Annotated in this window: 14 protein-coding genes; 4 read left to right on the forward strand and 10 right to left on the reverse strand. The window is 45.3% G+C overall.

Annotation, left to right across the window (positions count from 1 at the left end; all coding sequences use genetic code 11):
* Positions 1–65: 65 nt before the first annotated feature.
* From BM135_RS01850 to BM135_RS16500, 5 genes are all read right to left on the reverse strand, one after another.
* Positions 66–362, reverse strand: a complete 297-nt coding sequence (locus BM135_RS01850; protein WP_092517272.1) for a TA system toxin CbtA family protein — start codon at positions 360–362, stop codon at positions 66–68.
* 15 nt (positions 363–377) lie between these two features.
* Positions 378–920 carry a hypothetical protein gene (locus tag BM135_RS01855; protein WP_092517274.1) on the reverse strand — a complete coding sequence of 181 codons (543 nt, stop codon included), beginning with the start codon at positions 918–920 and terminating at the stop codon, positions 378–380.
* Between the two features lie 122 nt (positions 921–1,042).
* A complete protein-coding gene (locus tag BM135_RS01860) occupies positions 1,043–1,462 on the reverse strand; it encodes an antirestriction protein (protein ID WP_245737264.1) in 420 nt (139 codons plus the stop codon).
* Positions 1,463–1,522: 60 nt separating this feature from the next.
* Positions 1,523–1,957 (reverse strand): antirestriction protein, encoded by a 435-nt coding sequence (locus tag BM135_RS01865; protein WP_092517278.1) that lies wholly within the window; start codon positions 1,955–1,957, stop codon positions 1,523–1,525.
* The gene (locus tag BM135_RS16500) at positions 1,908–2,192 is read right to left on the reverse strand and encodes a hypothetical protein (RefSeq protein ID WP_139204065.1); all 285 of its coding nucleotides are present in this window, start codon (positions 2,190–2,192) and stop codon (positions 1,908–1,910) included. The genes BM135_RS01865 and BM135_RS16500 overlap by 50 nt, the downstream gene beginning before the upstream one ends.
* Before the next feature lie 943 nt (positions 2,193–3,135).
* On the opposite strand from BM135_RS16500, the gene BM135_RS01870 reads away from it, so the two are divergent.
* The 4 genes from BM135_RS01870 to BM135_RS01885 all read left to right on the forward strand — a co-directional run bounded on the left by BM135_RS01870 (position 3,136) and on the right by BM135_RS01885 (position 8,220).
* On the forward strand, positions 3,136–4,359 hold the full coding sequence (locus tag BM135_RS01870; RefSeq protein WP_092517279.1) for an ABC-three component system protein: 1,224 nt from the start codon (positions 3,136–3,138) through the stop codon (positions 4,357–4,359).
* Positions 4,356–4,844 (forward strand): three component ABC system middle component, encoded by a 489-nt coding sequence (locus tag BM135_RS01875; protein ID WP_092517281.1) that lies wholly within the window; start codon positions 4,356–4,358, stop codon positions 4,842–4,844. Before BM135_RS01870 ends, BM135_RS01875 begins: the two co-directional genes overlap by 4 nt.
* The gene (locus BM135_RS01880; protein WP_092517282.1) at positions 4,841–6,796 is read left to right on the forward strand and encodes a DUF3732 domain-containing protein; all 1,956 of its coding nucleotides are present in this window, start codon (positions 4,841–4,843) and stop codon (positions 6,794–6,796) included. Before BM135_RS01875 ends, BM135_RS01880 begins: the two co-directional genes overlap by 4 nt.
* 200 nt (positions 6,797–6,996) lie before the next feature.
* Positions 6,997–8,220: a deoxyguanosinetriphosphate triphosphohydrolase family protein gene (locus tag BM135_RS01885; protein ID WP_092517284.1), complete on the forward strand. Its 1,224-nt coding sequence runs from the start codon at positions 6,997–6,999 to the stop codon at positions 8,218–8,220.
* A 259-nt stretch (positions 8,221–8,479) separates the two neighbouring features.
* Here BM135_RS01885 and BM135_RS01890 read toward each other — a convergent pair whose 3' ends face one another.
* The 5 genes from BM135_RS01890 to BM135_RS16505 form a co-directional block, all read right to left on the reverse strand.
* On the reverse strand, positions 8,480–9,337 hold the full coding sequence (locus BM135_RS01890; protein WP_175485884.1) for a DUF4365 domain-containing protein: 858 nt from the start codon (positions 9,335–9,337) through the stop codon (positions 8,480–8,482).
* A 146-nt stretch (positions 9,338–9,483) separates the two neighbouring features.
* Positions 9,484–9,972 carry a hypothetical protein gene (locus tag BM135_RS01895; protein ID WP_092517288.1) on the reverse strand — a complete coding sequence of 163 codons (489 nt, stop codon included), beginning with the start codon at positions 9,970–9,972 and terminating at the stop codon, positions 9,484–9,486.
* A 4-nt stretch (positions 9,973–9,976) separates the two neighbouring features.
* Positions 9,977–10,390 (reverse strand): hypothetical protein, encoded by a 414-nt coding sequence (locus BM135_RS01900; RefSeq protein WP_092517290.1) that lies wholly within the window; start codon positions 10,388–10,390, stop codon positions 9,977–9,979.
* Positions 10,391–10,895: 505 nt separating this feature from the next.
* On the reverse strand, positions 10,896–11,813 hold the full coding sequence (locus BM135_RS01905; protein ID WP_092517292.1) for an integrase domain-containing protein: 918 nt from the start codon (positions 11,811–11,813) through the stop codon (positions 10,896–10,898).
* Positions 11,814–12,284: 471 nt separating this feature from the next.
* Complete coding sequence (locus tag BM135_RS16505) at positions 12,285–12,476, reverse strand: hypothetical protein (RefSeq protein ID WP_139204066.1); 192 nt, start codon at positions 12,474–12,476, stop codon at positions 12,285–12,287.
* Positions 12,477–13,075 lie beyond the last annotated feature (599 nt).

Consider the following 13,075-nt stretch of genomic DNA (forward strand, 5'->3'; position numbering starts at 1 on the left):
AAGCGTAAACAGGAGAAACTGTTCCCCACAGGAGTCAGTTCCCCCGATGGGTAATAAAAAAAGGGTTACGGTTTGGCTTGCCTGAACAGCATTTCAGCCAGACCGCTATCAAAAATGACCGTCAGTTCATCGTGGATATCCAGATAAGGCGTACTGCGTGGAATAGCCTGCGAATTCAGCCGGGTTAAGTCGTATTTATCCACCAACTCGTTAATGGCTTCCGAAGGCCGGACACCGCTGGTTAGCAGTTCCGCCACGGTACCGGTTTCACACAACACCGTATCGTTCAGGTTCAGGCCAAAATGGCGTTTCAGTAGCGCAGCGGCAATCATCTGCCAGACCGTTAAACGTAAGGGTTCCATGGTGATACCTCACTTTCAGATACTGACAGTTGTGCCGTGCCGAAGAATATCCTGTACTTCATGATGGTGCTGATAATCAGGCGACACCACATGCAGCGACAGTAAATTCGCCTCATGCCACAAGACACGGGCCGCCTCTGCATTCTGCCAGCTCAGCTCAAACGTGGCCAACTGACACAAGCGCAGTTGTTTCTGCTCCAGTGACAGACGCTCTGACGTCACTGTGACCGGCTGCGCCCAGACAATCTCGTCATAAAAGCGGCCGCCGAGTACCTTGTTATCTTTGGCGTCATAAATCATCACGGTCAGTGGAAAAAAAGCCCGCCGACACTGAGTAGAGGGCATTTCCGGTACCGGCCAGTCACCCAAAAAATGAATCACTTTCAGCCGTTGTACCGCTTCGGTGACCGAGTCTGTCTCACACACGGTCAGGGTTTCCTCCCGCAGCGATTGGGGCCGTTGGGGATGTTGCAGCAGGCCGGTGACTTGCACGGTAAAAATGTCTTCCTGCGAGGCCAATACCGTGTTATCCGGCATCGGTAAAAAAACCGGGTTCATGGTGCAGCTCCCCCTTGATTTGACGTCAATAAAAGACAACACCCGCCCAATACAGGAAGGTGTTGTCGGCTCCCCGGTCAGGCGCTTAAGAAAAGAGTTAACAGCTTCATGGGCTGATAACGTCAGTGGTCATTGTTGTTATTCGGGCTATGGACAAGTGCCGGACTGATGACTTCTTCTTTAGGCTGTAACGCCAGTACAGCACGTATCAGCCCGGTTTCCGGGTGGTGTAGCGCGTATTCCCGCAGTTCGCAGAACCGGAACGCATCGGCATTCGGTTCATCCAGCTGTGCGATACGGGCAAACACAATAGCAGTGACGGCCAGACCAAACGCATCCGCAGAAAGCGTGACAGTCAATTTCGTCTCCGGCAGATAAACCGAATAGGTTTTTGCCGCTGTGGGTATCATATACGTCAGTGATTCAGACACTTTCCGGCTGCTCCACCGCTCAGGACGATACGCACCACACAACTGTGAAGCGGTATTCGCCAGCAGAAACCCCAGAAACAACCGTTCCAGCGGGGTTTTGTCGGGAAACACGACCGACAGCGCAAGACTGTCCAGCATAATCAGTTCATTATTTAGCATCACTTTCTCCCGCTATGCACCCTTTAAACCTAAAGCCGCCCGGATACACGAAGCCTGAGGATGTTGCCACGCATATTCACGCAAGGCGCAAAACCGCTCAGCGTACCCGTCCAGCTTCATCAGGTCAGTCAGATAACCCAATACGCTCAGGGTCACCATCAGTCCAAAGGCATCGGCGGAGACTTCACCTTTAAAGTCAGTCGTATCCACGTTAACCACAGAAGAATCCGGCCGCATCGGCACGATATAGGCGATGCGGTCTGACACTTTCCGGTACTGCCATCGGTCACACCGCTCATCGTCACAAAGCACAGCAGCGGCTTTAATGAACGTGTGCTCCAGCAGCATCAGTTCCAGTGAACCGGTGTGCGGAAAAATTTCAGCAAAAGGGGATAATTCAGCCGGGGACACAGTGTGCACCGTGGCCGGGGTGGTATTTTGTTGCATGGTATTCTCCTGATAAAACAACGGAGAACACCTGACCCAATGGGAAATGTGTTCCCCGTTGGGTGACTGGCCTGTTGGCCATCATGGATGAGATTAAGAGACCTTCATCGTCATCAGACTGACGATATCTGCTTCCAAAGGTGCGCAGATGTACCACACAGTGTGTACTCCCTTGCAGGCTACAGGAGTGTTGCTGTCGCTGCCCGAAGGTGATCCTCGCAAGCGACCGGATCATTGATAAGTCTGACTACGCTAATAAACGGAAATCATCAGGTCAATGGGTAATTCATTTCCTGGGACAAAAAAATAATGTCAGGAACACAACGGGATTTTGGGGGAGTCAGGGAGAGGTTGTCAATACGAGGTGACCCGTTCTGGTCGTTTGTCTAAATCATTTATGCCCTATTGTGTGTTGGTGTCGCTGGCTGAATTATATCGGTAACCTATTTCCAGACCACTCCAAATAGAAGGCTTTAAATTTACGTTAATATGACATGTGAAAGAGAATCAAAATAGTCATGATAGTCATGATTTTTATTAGCTGCGACTTGACCTGACTCTATCCTACGGTAGGGCACGATTAAATTTGACGGTCGGCTATGAACGAGGAGCGGACGTTAAAAGTTTTACGTTGGTTTATCCGGCGGAATTAATCATAACTACACGTTGTGCTAGTAAGTCTACTGGCTCAGCACCCGATATGTAAACTTAGTTTCCTGATTATTCTTATTGCTGCCAGATAACCTCTATGTTTAACCGGTTTCCGTAAGAATAACGATAATTACCCTGCCTTCTCTGGATCCTGTAAATGCATCATAGGAATCATCACATGATCTTGTCTTTGTTCCATCTAATGTTTTATATCCCATTGATATTGCATACAGCGTTGACAGGTAGGTGGCTATAAGATTAAATTTACTTTTGGAATCAAGTGGTGATGTGAAAAAGAAACAGCGTAGAATTTTATATCGCTAGACGAACATCTCAAAAATCTCCATATAGAGAGCTATGTCTCATTCTGCCTGCAATTCGTCGTTTTATAGGCACATATGGGCTGGCATGCGGGACAAGCAACCAGCAGTCTCGAAGAAGCCGAAGCCTGTGATAAATGGGACGTGGGTAGATGTGCATATTCCCACAACGTCGCCCCCCTTCGAAAATTAGATTAGGAATTTGAGATGGACGGAACTCCCACCGACAAGTTTGCTGCTGGTGAGCAGGGTTTGGGATACATCTACCAGACACGCCTTGCCCTGCTACATATACTCCAGTTGCCGGAAGATACTGCTATCTTCCTTGAAAAGGATGATGATATCGACTTTCTCGATAGCAACGGAGTCAAATCTTTGGCTTCGCTTAAACACAAGGCAATAGGTGATAGGCTGACCGACCTATCGACCGATTTCTGGAAGTCAGTCAATATCTGGATGGTGCGTTACAAGCGAGATGGTTGCCTTGGATCGAACCTACGGTTCTTTCTATTCACCACTGGTACAGTATCGACAGACTCATTCCTTACACGCCTTCTCCCAGGGCAACCTGTCATTTCTAACGGTGCAGAAACACTTAGCGAGTTGGTCAATGCTGCGCTCGCTCAGTCAAAATCAAAACTCATCACGCCGATCGCGGCGGCGTTTAATGAACTAAGTGATTCTGAAAAGCAAGACTTCCTTGAACGCATAGTGATCCTTGATGGCAGCCCACGTATCGACGATATTCCAGCTCTCATCAGGGATAATCATATGCGAAGTATCCGGCGCGAGCACCGTGAATTCGTCTTCGAACGACTGGAAGGCTGGTGGACTGATGCAGTGATCAAACAATTGACCGGCACCAGAGTAGAGGGAATATTTGGCTACGAAGTCTCGGACAAGCTTTCTAACTTTTCCGAGGAGTACAAAGCAAACAACCTACCCATCACTTTTCGCGGGAAAATGCCTGTTGAGGAGATTGATACAGATGCCGATCCGCGTCTGTTCGTAACTCAACTACGTAAAATTGGCATCTCCTCTAGCCGGATCAGGAATGCGATTTTGGACTTCTATCGGGCGTTCGAGCAACGGTCGGCTTGGGCGCGCGAAAACCTGCTTGTGTCGGGAGAGGTCGAGGAATATGAAGAGCGTCTCGCCGACGAGTGGAGTCGTTACAAGGATGTCGTTTTCGAGAATCTAAAGGACGATAGTGCCGAGGATGCGTTGCGTGAAGCTGGTGCCACTCTCTACAACTGGGCGGAATTTGAAACCGGGAAAATTGAATCCCTGCACATCCGCTCACGGGTGATGGAGCCTTATGTCCTTCGTGGTAGCTTTCACATTCTAGCCGATACCTCACCAAAACCTAAGGTCTACTGGCATCCCAAATTCCTTGAGCACCTCGGAGATGTGCTAGGGGGCGCTTCATGAAACGATGGGATCAGCGCCCTTTCGAGATTCGAAACCTGTTTAACCCCGCATTCTGTGGTTTGGTTCTGTTCCGTGCCCTACATGGCTATGAAGAAGAAAACTCCCGTGGTATGCCATTCTCTCTGTCATTACTTGTTCTGCCCCTATGTCTATACAAGGATTCGCGCGAGGTGATTGCCAGTAATCCACGCAGCTATCTGCTTAAGATAGCAGAAACGAACCAGCAAATTATGGTGGGGTTCGCCGATCGGGTTACGCAAATGCTGCCATATGCCCTCGAGGGGTTTGGTTTGCTGATGGAAAGGGGATGCATCACCATTGCAGACGATGGTCGCATCCAGACCGTGTCCAAGAAAGTGCGCAAGAGCATTAAAGGAACCGCCGAGACTGTAGCTAGCCAGAAAGTAGCGCGCATCGTCGGTAAGGAGTTTGCACGCATCGCCGACAGGGCGACTGTTTATACAACTTTTGGAATCCGTCCATGAAAATCAGATCCATTCATATATATAGCCATGATAGCCAGCGTCGTGACCTGCGATTCAAGGTGGATGGGCTCAACATCATCACAGGTCGCTCTTCCACAGGCAAGTCCGCACTCTCCGAGATCATCGAATATTGCATGGGGCGTTCTTTGTTTAACGTCCCCGAAGGTATCATCCGCGATAAGGTGGCTTGGTTCGCCGTGATCTACCAGTTCGAGAAAGAGCAGGTTATGGTCGCCAAGCCGACACCACTTGGTGGTAGCGCAAGTTGTAGCATAGCAATGCTGCGAAGAGGGACCGAGTTAAAAGTACCCGACTTCAAGGAGTTGGTAGCCAATACGGATGACGACAGTATTGTTGAACTGCTGTCGCGCTTGCTCGGTATTCCCGAAAACCGCACTGAAGTTGCGCTTGAACACAGCCGTAACAGTTACAATGCGAACGTCAAACACACTTTCTATTACCTGTTCCAGAAGCAAGGATTGATCGCCAATAAGGACCAACTATTTTACCGTCAGAATGAGCAATTTCAGCCGCAGGCAATCCGTGACACGTTACCAATTCTGCTCGGCGTATCTTCCCATGCTCGCTTCGAACTTGAGTCTAAGCTACGTATAGCTCAAAGGGACCTAAGGATCAGCAATAAGAAACTGGAACTGGCGCGCGATAACGTCGACACATCTCTGGTGCAGGCCATCAGCCTTTACTCGGAAGCTAAGACTGTTGGGGTCATTGAGAACATCGGCGAGAACCCGAATGTTGAAGTGACCATCAAGGCGTTGAGATCTGTGCTGTCATGGAAACCCGAAATGGTGCCGGACGATGACGGTAACCGAATTTCGTATCTAGAAGATGAACTGGTCCAATTACGTCAAGCCCGCCGTGATATTCAGGCCCGCATTGACGCGGCGAGACAGTTCACCAGAAGAGCAGGCGGATACGAAAACGAGGCCACCGAACAGATAGACCGACTTGCTTCGATCAAGGCACTACCGAAGAACCCTGACAGCGGCGAATGGCAGTGGCCGTTCAGCGAAAAGAACTTGGCGCTGGAGTCTCCTGTCGCCATCGTCTTACTGAACGAATTAGAGTCTCTGGACAAAGAATTACGTATCGCCACCGGCCAGCGCCCTAAGCTTGAAACTTACTTGGCCGAGTTGACTGGTAAAGCGGACGGTATCGCTGGCAATATCAAACGGAAGGAAGCGGAACTGTCAGCGGCTATCTCTGCCAACGAATTCATTGCTCAGATAGGGACCCGCAATAACGCGGCTGCGAGAGTGGTTGGTCGTATCAGCTTATTCTTGGAAACGCTCCTTCCAAACGAAGATCTTGCTAAACTGGAAATTGAAAATCGCCGACTTATTAACAAGGTCAAACAACTTGAGGGGCAGATTGGTGCCGATGACAGCAATGAACGTCTGACCTCGATCCTCAATAATATCTCTGCGCAGATTGCTAAGTATATTCAGAAATTCGAGGCCGAGTTCCGAGACTTTCCTGCAAGGCTCAATCTACCACAACTGACGATCATCTTCGATCGCCCTGAACGTCCAGTTCCCATGAGTCGCACTGGTGGCGGTGAAAACCATCTGGCCTACCACTTGTCTGCATTGCTTGCACTGCATATGTTCGCAGCGAAAAATAATCGTCCATTCCCGCATTTCCTGTTGATCGATCAGCCGACTCAAGTCTACTTCCCATCTGAGCAGGTCTACAAGGATGCCGACGGTTCAGTGCAAAGGACCGAAGCTGACGCAGACCTCAACGCCGTGCGTCGGTTGTTCGAGTTGCTACTGAAATTCACTAAGGAGGATGTACCTGGCTTCCAACTGATCGTCACTGAACATGCAAACCTGCGCGAGCAGTGGTTTCAGGATACATTGATTGAAGAACCGTGGACCAAGCCACCCGCTCTGGTTCCAGAAGATTGGCCGTCAGAAACGGCGGGCTGACGCACTTTACAACTATCTATGCCGGCGGTTGTTTTTATATTTGGCTGCCGGATTGACCGGCCCATCTTTTAACTCACTCATTATACACGGGTAAATCTGTGTGCTGTTAACTGAACTCTACAGCGCCATGTTAGTAGATTGCTAGCTTTAACATAGTTGGCATCTTTGATAGTGGCTCTAATTATAAGGAAGGATATAGCATGTCAAATGATACGACTAAAGAATTTGCAAAAGTTCAAGAGGAAAAATTAAATAGCTCTTTGGGTATCAACAGGGAACATAGCGATAGTAACTCTGATACAAGGAAACGAGATAATTTCCAGCGAGATTATGCACGTATTCTATATTCTTCTTCATTTCGCAGATTACAGGAGAAAATGCAGCTTTTCGAAGTTGATCCTGAAAAATTCAACAGAAATAGGCTAACTCACAGTTTAGAGGTTGCTCAGATAGCACGAAGCATTGCGTCAGACCTTGGAATGACTAACCCTGTCGTCGTAGAACTGGCAGCTTTGGCACATGATATAGGAAATCCCCCATTTGGACATTCAGGTGAAAAGAAACTTAATGAACTGTCAGCAGGCATTGGTGGCTATGAAGGCAATGCTCAAGCACTACGAATTTTAAGAACCCTTGAGAAGAAATATCCTCACTGCAACGGATTAGACCTAACCTACCGTAGCTTACTTTCTGTAATTAAATATCCGTTTAAAAATGAGAGCAGCGATAAGTTTATTTATGATGAGGATTACAATTTTTATTCTAATTTGATTTCTGATAAAGGGTTGGAGATTAAACCCGGTGAGAAAACAATCGATGCACAGATTATGGATTTGGCGGATGAAATTGCTTATGCTGCTCACGATCTTGAAGATGCTCTGAGCCGCAACATGGTCAATATTGAAGATATTGAATATGAGTTTAAGATTTCACCAAAGTATAATAAGGCTTATGATGACTTTGTTAAAATAGTCGAAATGTCAAAAAGTACTGCATCAAAAGTAAAAGACCTTAAATCTTCTGAAGAATTTTCCATTATCTACAGAAAGGAACTAACTGCTAATATTGTCAATCATCTAGTCAATGATATAACCGTTGTAGAAGATAAGGGCTTCAGTGAATTAGGATATGGACGATATGGCGCTTTGTCTGAAGGGCTTAAAAAACTTTTATTCAAAGTAATTATGAGGAAGAGAAATATTCTCTCTTATGAATCAACTGGAAATGAAGTTATTACAGACTTATTCAGTTTTTATATGTCTAAAAATAACGTGAATTTCCTCTCCCCTGAGTTAAAATCTTCTTTACCAGATAGTAAGTCTTGCTGTTATGAACATAAAAAAATGCGGGCTATCGTAGACTACATTTCCGGAATGATGGATACGTTTGCCATCAAAGAATGGGAGATTCATTGCCGTAAATAGTGTTACTTCATTGGAAAGTGCGATTGCTTGTTCTTCACCTCGCGCTTTTCTAGCCTGAATGCGATCCGTTCGCCTGCTCTAACATATACTGGATTGTTCATCCAAATGATTTTTATGTCTGTCGGTTACGAGCGAAAAGCTGACGTTAACATTGGAGCTAAGAAGCAGGCACAAGCGGCGTATAAATGCGAAGCATACGCAGGTTGGGGCTGTTCAGCTCTCGAAGTGAGTAATCTTGAGCGACTTGTTCGCTTCTATTTCAATAAATTGTGTTGGCATCATTTTCTGCTAAGAAGTTTTCGATGTCTGTAAAACTATTGAGACTGCTAGCTAATAGATTAAAGTTGTATCGGTGAGGAAAATTGGAAAAGACGGATGAATCAGTATTAAGATCAAGTGATTGGACGAATGACAATAACTCTTTTGCGCATGATTTATTAATGCAGCAGTCATTGTACTTGAAGATAATCCTTAGGTTATTTATTTGCCTTGCCAATCGCACTATGTGTCCCAAAGAATCCGGATCTAGGTTGAACTGGCCGCATGAAACTGCATCTAGCTGGCTTGAAAGATGGAAATAGCTCTCACAAAACTCCACCCTTTCTTGGATTAGCCGGGGTCTTGATGCAATTTTCTCTATCTTTTCAAAGTTTGAAGATATTTCATTATGAGTCGGTATATCTACTGTAAATGAATCTTTTGCTTCGGTTCTCCATGCAGGCATGCCTGAGTCAAGAACATCTCTGATATAGCGTTGAATCCATAAGAAGTATGACTTCGCATCTTCTGATGAGACATCCACTCTAAATAACAAGAAAGGAGTACTGAACCGCTCTGTGTAGAGCAAAGATCCTTTATTAAATTGGTAGCTTAAATTGCCATCTCTTTTTATTTTTAATGCCGACGCTGTTCCTTTAACTTGTGCATGAAATACGGCTCCTGTTGAATCGTATACATCGTGATCGTATTGGTTCATCCCAGTTTTTTCAAAAATTTCCACCATAAGATCAATGCCATAATCACGCTCAGTAAGCTCACGAATCACCCAGTGATCTGGGAGGATATTTAGGACTCGCTTAATTGAACGAGTGTCTATGATGTGCTGTGTGGTACGCATATATTCCTCTATATACCTTTTCATAATAGTGAGAGTATCCGCATGTCGTGTTTCCTTATCCTGCACGGTGCGCGGGATAAGGAATACTCCTATCATTTTGACAAACCATATAGGAGAAGCTAACGACTGCATTTGTAGGCAAAGAATTACTCGCCTTCATTAATATCTGTGAAGGGAATCTCTGGGTAGTGTGCTTGAATTTTTGCAAAGCCTGTTGCTGTGTACCACTTAACAGGTGCAATTTCTTTTGCATTTTCCAAAACTTGTTGTGCTCCCTTGGTTAATCGAATACCGCCTATTCCCCAATGTTCAGCAAATTCAAGATTCTTCGATATATCATCAACGAAGCCTAGCATTGTGCTTTTGTTAATTGGTTTGGTATAATTTTTAATCTGGACTCTAACATCAATTTGTGCACTAGAAAGTGCAATATTGGAACCACCAATTTCTACAATCTCATCGAGTTTTGTAGACAAGTTATGAGGCACTTTTAATGCTAGGTCTACTCCATTTTCAGGAGTGGTAGTAGTGTTGGCTCGTACAACTTCGATATTTTTTTCATGAACACCTATGTTTGAAAAAATCGCAGTAGCTGCCAATTCCCCCCTTCTCCCTTTTTCAGAGTTCTTTGACATAGTCTTACCCTATGATAATTTTAATATTTTCAGACTCAGCAAATTTTTCAATTTTTTCCTTCAGCACTTTTCGCATGTTGAGCCAAATTGACAAGACATCAAAGTCATTATCCAGTTCTTTCTTGGCTATAACTTCGCCTGAAGTGTGCTCTTTAGTTTGCTGGATCAAAGAAACCAAATTGGTTTCAATGTGAGGCAGTACGTTTCTCAAACAGTTCTCAAAAGTGATAAATGTTACAGGAATATCAGGAGAGACCCCGGCTTCCTCCTTTATTTGTATTTCAAATGAATAGTTATTATCGCTAAGCCAGTTAATTAATTCGTCGGGGATATATGCTGATTGCAAAACTTTTGAGGTTTCATCGAGAGGAATTTCATCCTCTAGTTCATACTTAACTAACAAGATTTTTTGACTCATAACCTTCCTCGATTTATTGGTTCTGCCTAACAATTTAATAGAAGGCAGCACGCCCGAAATTCGGATGTTTTAATCACCTTATTTGCGATTTTGACTCATAGCAACTTAACGTCGTTATACCGGTTTTTCAACGGATATTTTAGCTTGAGCTGCAAATGGCTTCCGACAAAATGTACACACGCAGTTCGCGAATTGTTCTGAAATATACTCATGCTTGATTACTGGATATTTAACTAGTTGTTATAAGAGGTTTTAGCCTGTGGAGAGGGAAGCGACACAAAAGGTAATCCATTTGCTTCTGGAACAAAGCCGCCTGTCTGGTTAGGTCTTACTCATCATCAATAGTGTCAGATTGAGTCTTATTTGGTGATCACATTGGTACAACTAACTCACGTTTGTCCAGAAGTGAGTTAACGATAACATATGAATAATCGCCTAAGATTCAAGGTTAGTTTGCTCGTATTCCAATGACCAAAACAGCAGGCCGTGTGTGATCCAATACAGTTTATTCACTCTCAATATTCTGGTAATACACCTGCCGAATATAGCGCCCTCGCCCATCACCATGCCCTAAATCCATCGACACCAGAGCCAGCGCTTCCCGCTCGCTAAACCCTTGCGCTATATAATGCTCTCCAGATTGCTGAGCAAAATGATAACGCATACTGTGTGGCGCTTTATTGCCGTGCAGTCCTGCATGTCTGACAATATAGCGGTAACGGTCGATAGCCTGCGTGATTGTGGGTTTATCAATCAATTTTCCACTGCGCTCGGCCTGTTCACGTTCCGCATAAGCAATCGCGTGTTGCAGGGCTTTCCGATCCAATATGACCGTCTGCCGAGGTCGCCCGCCTTTGGTGCCGAACACTACCCACACGGAAGTCTGCCCGTTTTCCAGTGCTTTCTTCCAGGTCGCTAACGATTTGTAGGCTTCGACCGCTTCTTTGGTACGCAGTCCCAGCACATACGCCAGTTGCATCACAGCCGCGACACGCCGGTCTTTTTGCTCCACCTGCTGAAAAATGTCCCGGAACACAGACGGTGTCAGCGCCATTTTCGTTCCCTTGCGGCTCATATCAGCGATACCCAAAGCCTGATTGCTCAGACGGGCATTCGCGGGATTGGCCAGCTTGTGCTTTCCGGCCTGCGCTAAAATGGCTCGCAGTACAGACATCTCATTTTGCAGAGTTCGATGATTAATATGGTGAGCTTTTCGTTCGGCAATGTAGCGCTCAATATATTTCACCTTCAGGCTATCCATTTGCCGGAGTTTGATGCCATTGTTTTTTAAATAATCAAGGAAGTACCGTGCAATCCGCTCACGATCCGCCACTGTGACAAAACTCCCGCCCGCCTGTCGGGCATGAGTGATAAATGCTTTTCTGAACTGCTCAACCTTTGAACGTGTCGATCCCTGCGCCATTCCCGCCTCTCTTGCTACTTTTTCATTTTTAGTCGTTTTTAAAACAATTCCCTGCGTGTCGGTTCAGGTTCACCGTTCCGTGGTGCGTCAGATAATGTGTAGCAGGGCGGAATTGTGTTGAGTTATTGCAGGAGCTCGCGGCGTGCTCAGCACGGCGATGGCATGCTCCCCGTTCAGGGTCTGATCCAATCAGAATGAACGCCTCATTATCTTGACGTGATTCATTTCTCCTTAATTTTTACTGCATCAGCCTGCAATCAGGCAGTGGGTTGAAAATCCGATATGACGATCGGTTATCAATCAAACAAGATAGCGGTTAATGGTCTGTTTTTAGTGGTTTCACTGAGTAATGCGGGGTTCAAATCGGTCGTAAAGCCAGACCGGATGGGCTATGGACGTTAGCCGCCCGGCGGCGTCACTTGGTAATCGCTGCGCTGTTACGCAAGTGACGCCGCACAGTTTTCTGGACGTTTATCGTGATGAATTGAAAACATAGGTGAATGCTATACCGATTAAAATGGTATCGGTCAGCGTGAGCCAGAAGATGCTCTGTCTGTTAGGTGGTAAGCCGATCTCATAACGAAATCGGGAAACTTTCATCGCCAGACGATGGGTTAGGTGTCCGACGATATCTGCTTCCAAAAGTGCGCAGATGTACCGCATTGCGATGCACTCCCTTTCAGGCTACAGGAGTTTTCGTTCGCCACCCGAAGGCGATCCTTGCAGGCGATGGGATCATTAAGATAACCAGAAGATATTAACTATTACATAAGGAACGGTCAAACTTTTGCTTTATGCTATCCCTCATTTTTCATTGAGTATCTCCCATCAATTCGAACATCTATCTCGCCAAAATGGATAGAAATATATTTTTAATATTGCCCATATGAGAATTATCTTATAGAAATATTAATCTTTATCTCAAACAGAAACTTAATTTACACTTTTACATAAATTAAATACTTATTTTTGTTATACCATTCCATTTAATAATTTGGTTAATAAATGTATTCATCTTTTTAAAAAAATTTTTTGCGATCATTATCATAAAATGAAAATGATCATGACCTTCAAAAGAATAAATTTTATTTTTTATTTTTAATTCAACGTGTTATAGCATCCTCTATTTATCTAATGGCAACATCCTGTAAAATAATAAGTTTATTACTTGGATTCGCATGATAGGTGCAATTTCTGAAAAAGGTGGTCAGTTGCTATAGTAGGCATCTTTCTCGCCAAAGGAAAATGCGCTATGGCCTATA

Source organism: Xenorhabdus japonica, from assembly GCF_900115195.1.
Lineage (GTDB): Bacteria > Pseudomonadota > Gammaproteobacteria > Enterobacterales > Enterobacteriaceae > Xenorhabdus > Xenorhabdus japonica.

Bases quoted from the DNA above. Each gene is read 5' to 3' on its own strand.
- BM135_RS01850 (WP_092517272.1), bottom strand. From the start codon at position 362: ATGGAACCCTTACGTTTAACGGTCTGGCAGATGATTGCCGCTGCGCTA.
- BM135_RS01855 (WP_092517274.1), bottom strand. From the start codon at position 920: ATGAACCCGGTTTTTTTACCGATGCCGGATAACACGGTATTGGCCTCG.
- BM135_RS01865 (WP_092517278.1), bottom strand. From the start codon at position 1,957: ATGCAACAAAATACCACCCCGGCCACGGTGCACACTGTGTCCCCGGCT.
- BM135_RS16500 (WP_139204065.1), bottom strand. From the start codon at position 2,192: ATGATCCGGTCGCTTGCGAGGATCACCTTCGGGCAGCGACAGCAACAC.
- BM135_RS01870 (WP_092517279.1), top strand. From the start codon at position 3,136: ATGGACGGAACTCCCACCGACAAGTTTGCTGCTGGTGAGCAGGGTTTG.
- BM135_RS01875 (WP_092517281.1), top strand. From the start codon at position 4,356: ATGAAACGATGGGATCAGCGCCCTTTCGAGATTCGAAACCTGTTTAAC.
- BM135_RS01880 (WP_092517282.1), top strand. From the start codon at position 4,841: ATGAAAATCAGATCCATTCATATATATAGCCATGATAGCCAGCGTCGT.
- BM135_RS01885 (WP_092517284.1), top strand. From the start codon at position 6,997: ATGTCAAATGATACGACTAAAGAATTTGCAAAAGTTCAAGAGGAAAAA.
- BM135_RS01890 (WP_175485884.1), bottom strand. From the start codon at position 9,337: ATGCGTACCACACAGCACATCATAGACACTCGTTCAATTAAGCGAGTC.
- BM135_RS01895 (WP_092517288.1), bottom strand. From the start codon at position 9,972: ATGTCAAAGAACTCTGAAAAAGGGAGAAGGGGGGAATTGGCAGCTACT.
- BM135_RS01900 (WP_092517290.1), bottom strand. From the start codon at position 10,390: ATGAGTCAAAAAATCTTGTTAGTTAAGTATGAACTAGAGGATGAAATT.
- BM135_RS01905 (WP_092517292.1), bottom strand. From the start codon at position 11,813: ATGGCGCAGGGATCGACACGTTCAAAGGTTGAGCAGTTCAGAAAAGCA.
- BM135_RS16505 (WP_139204066.1), bottom strand. From the start codon at position 12,476: ATGCGGTACATCTGCGCACTTTTGGAAGCAGATATCGTCGGACACCTA.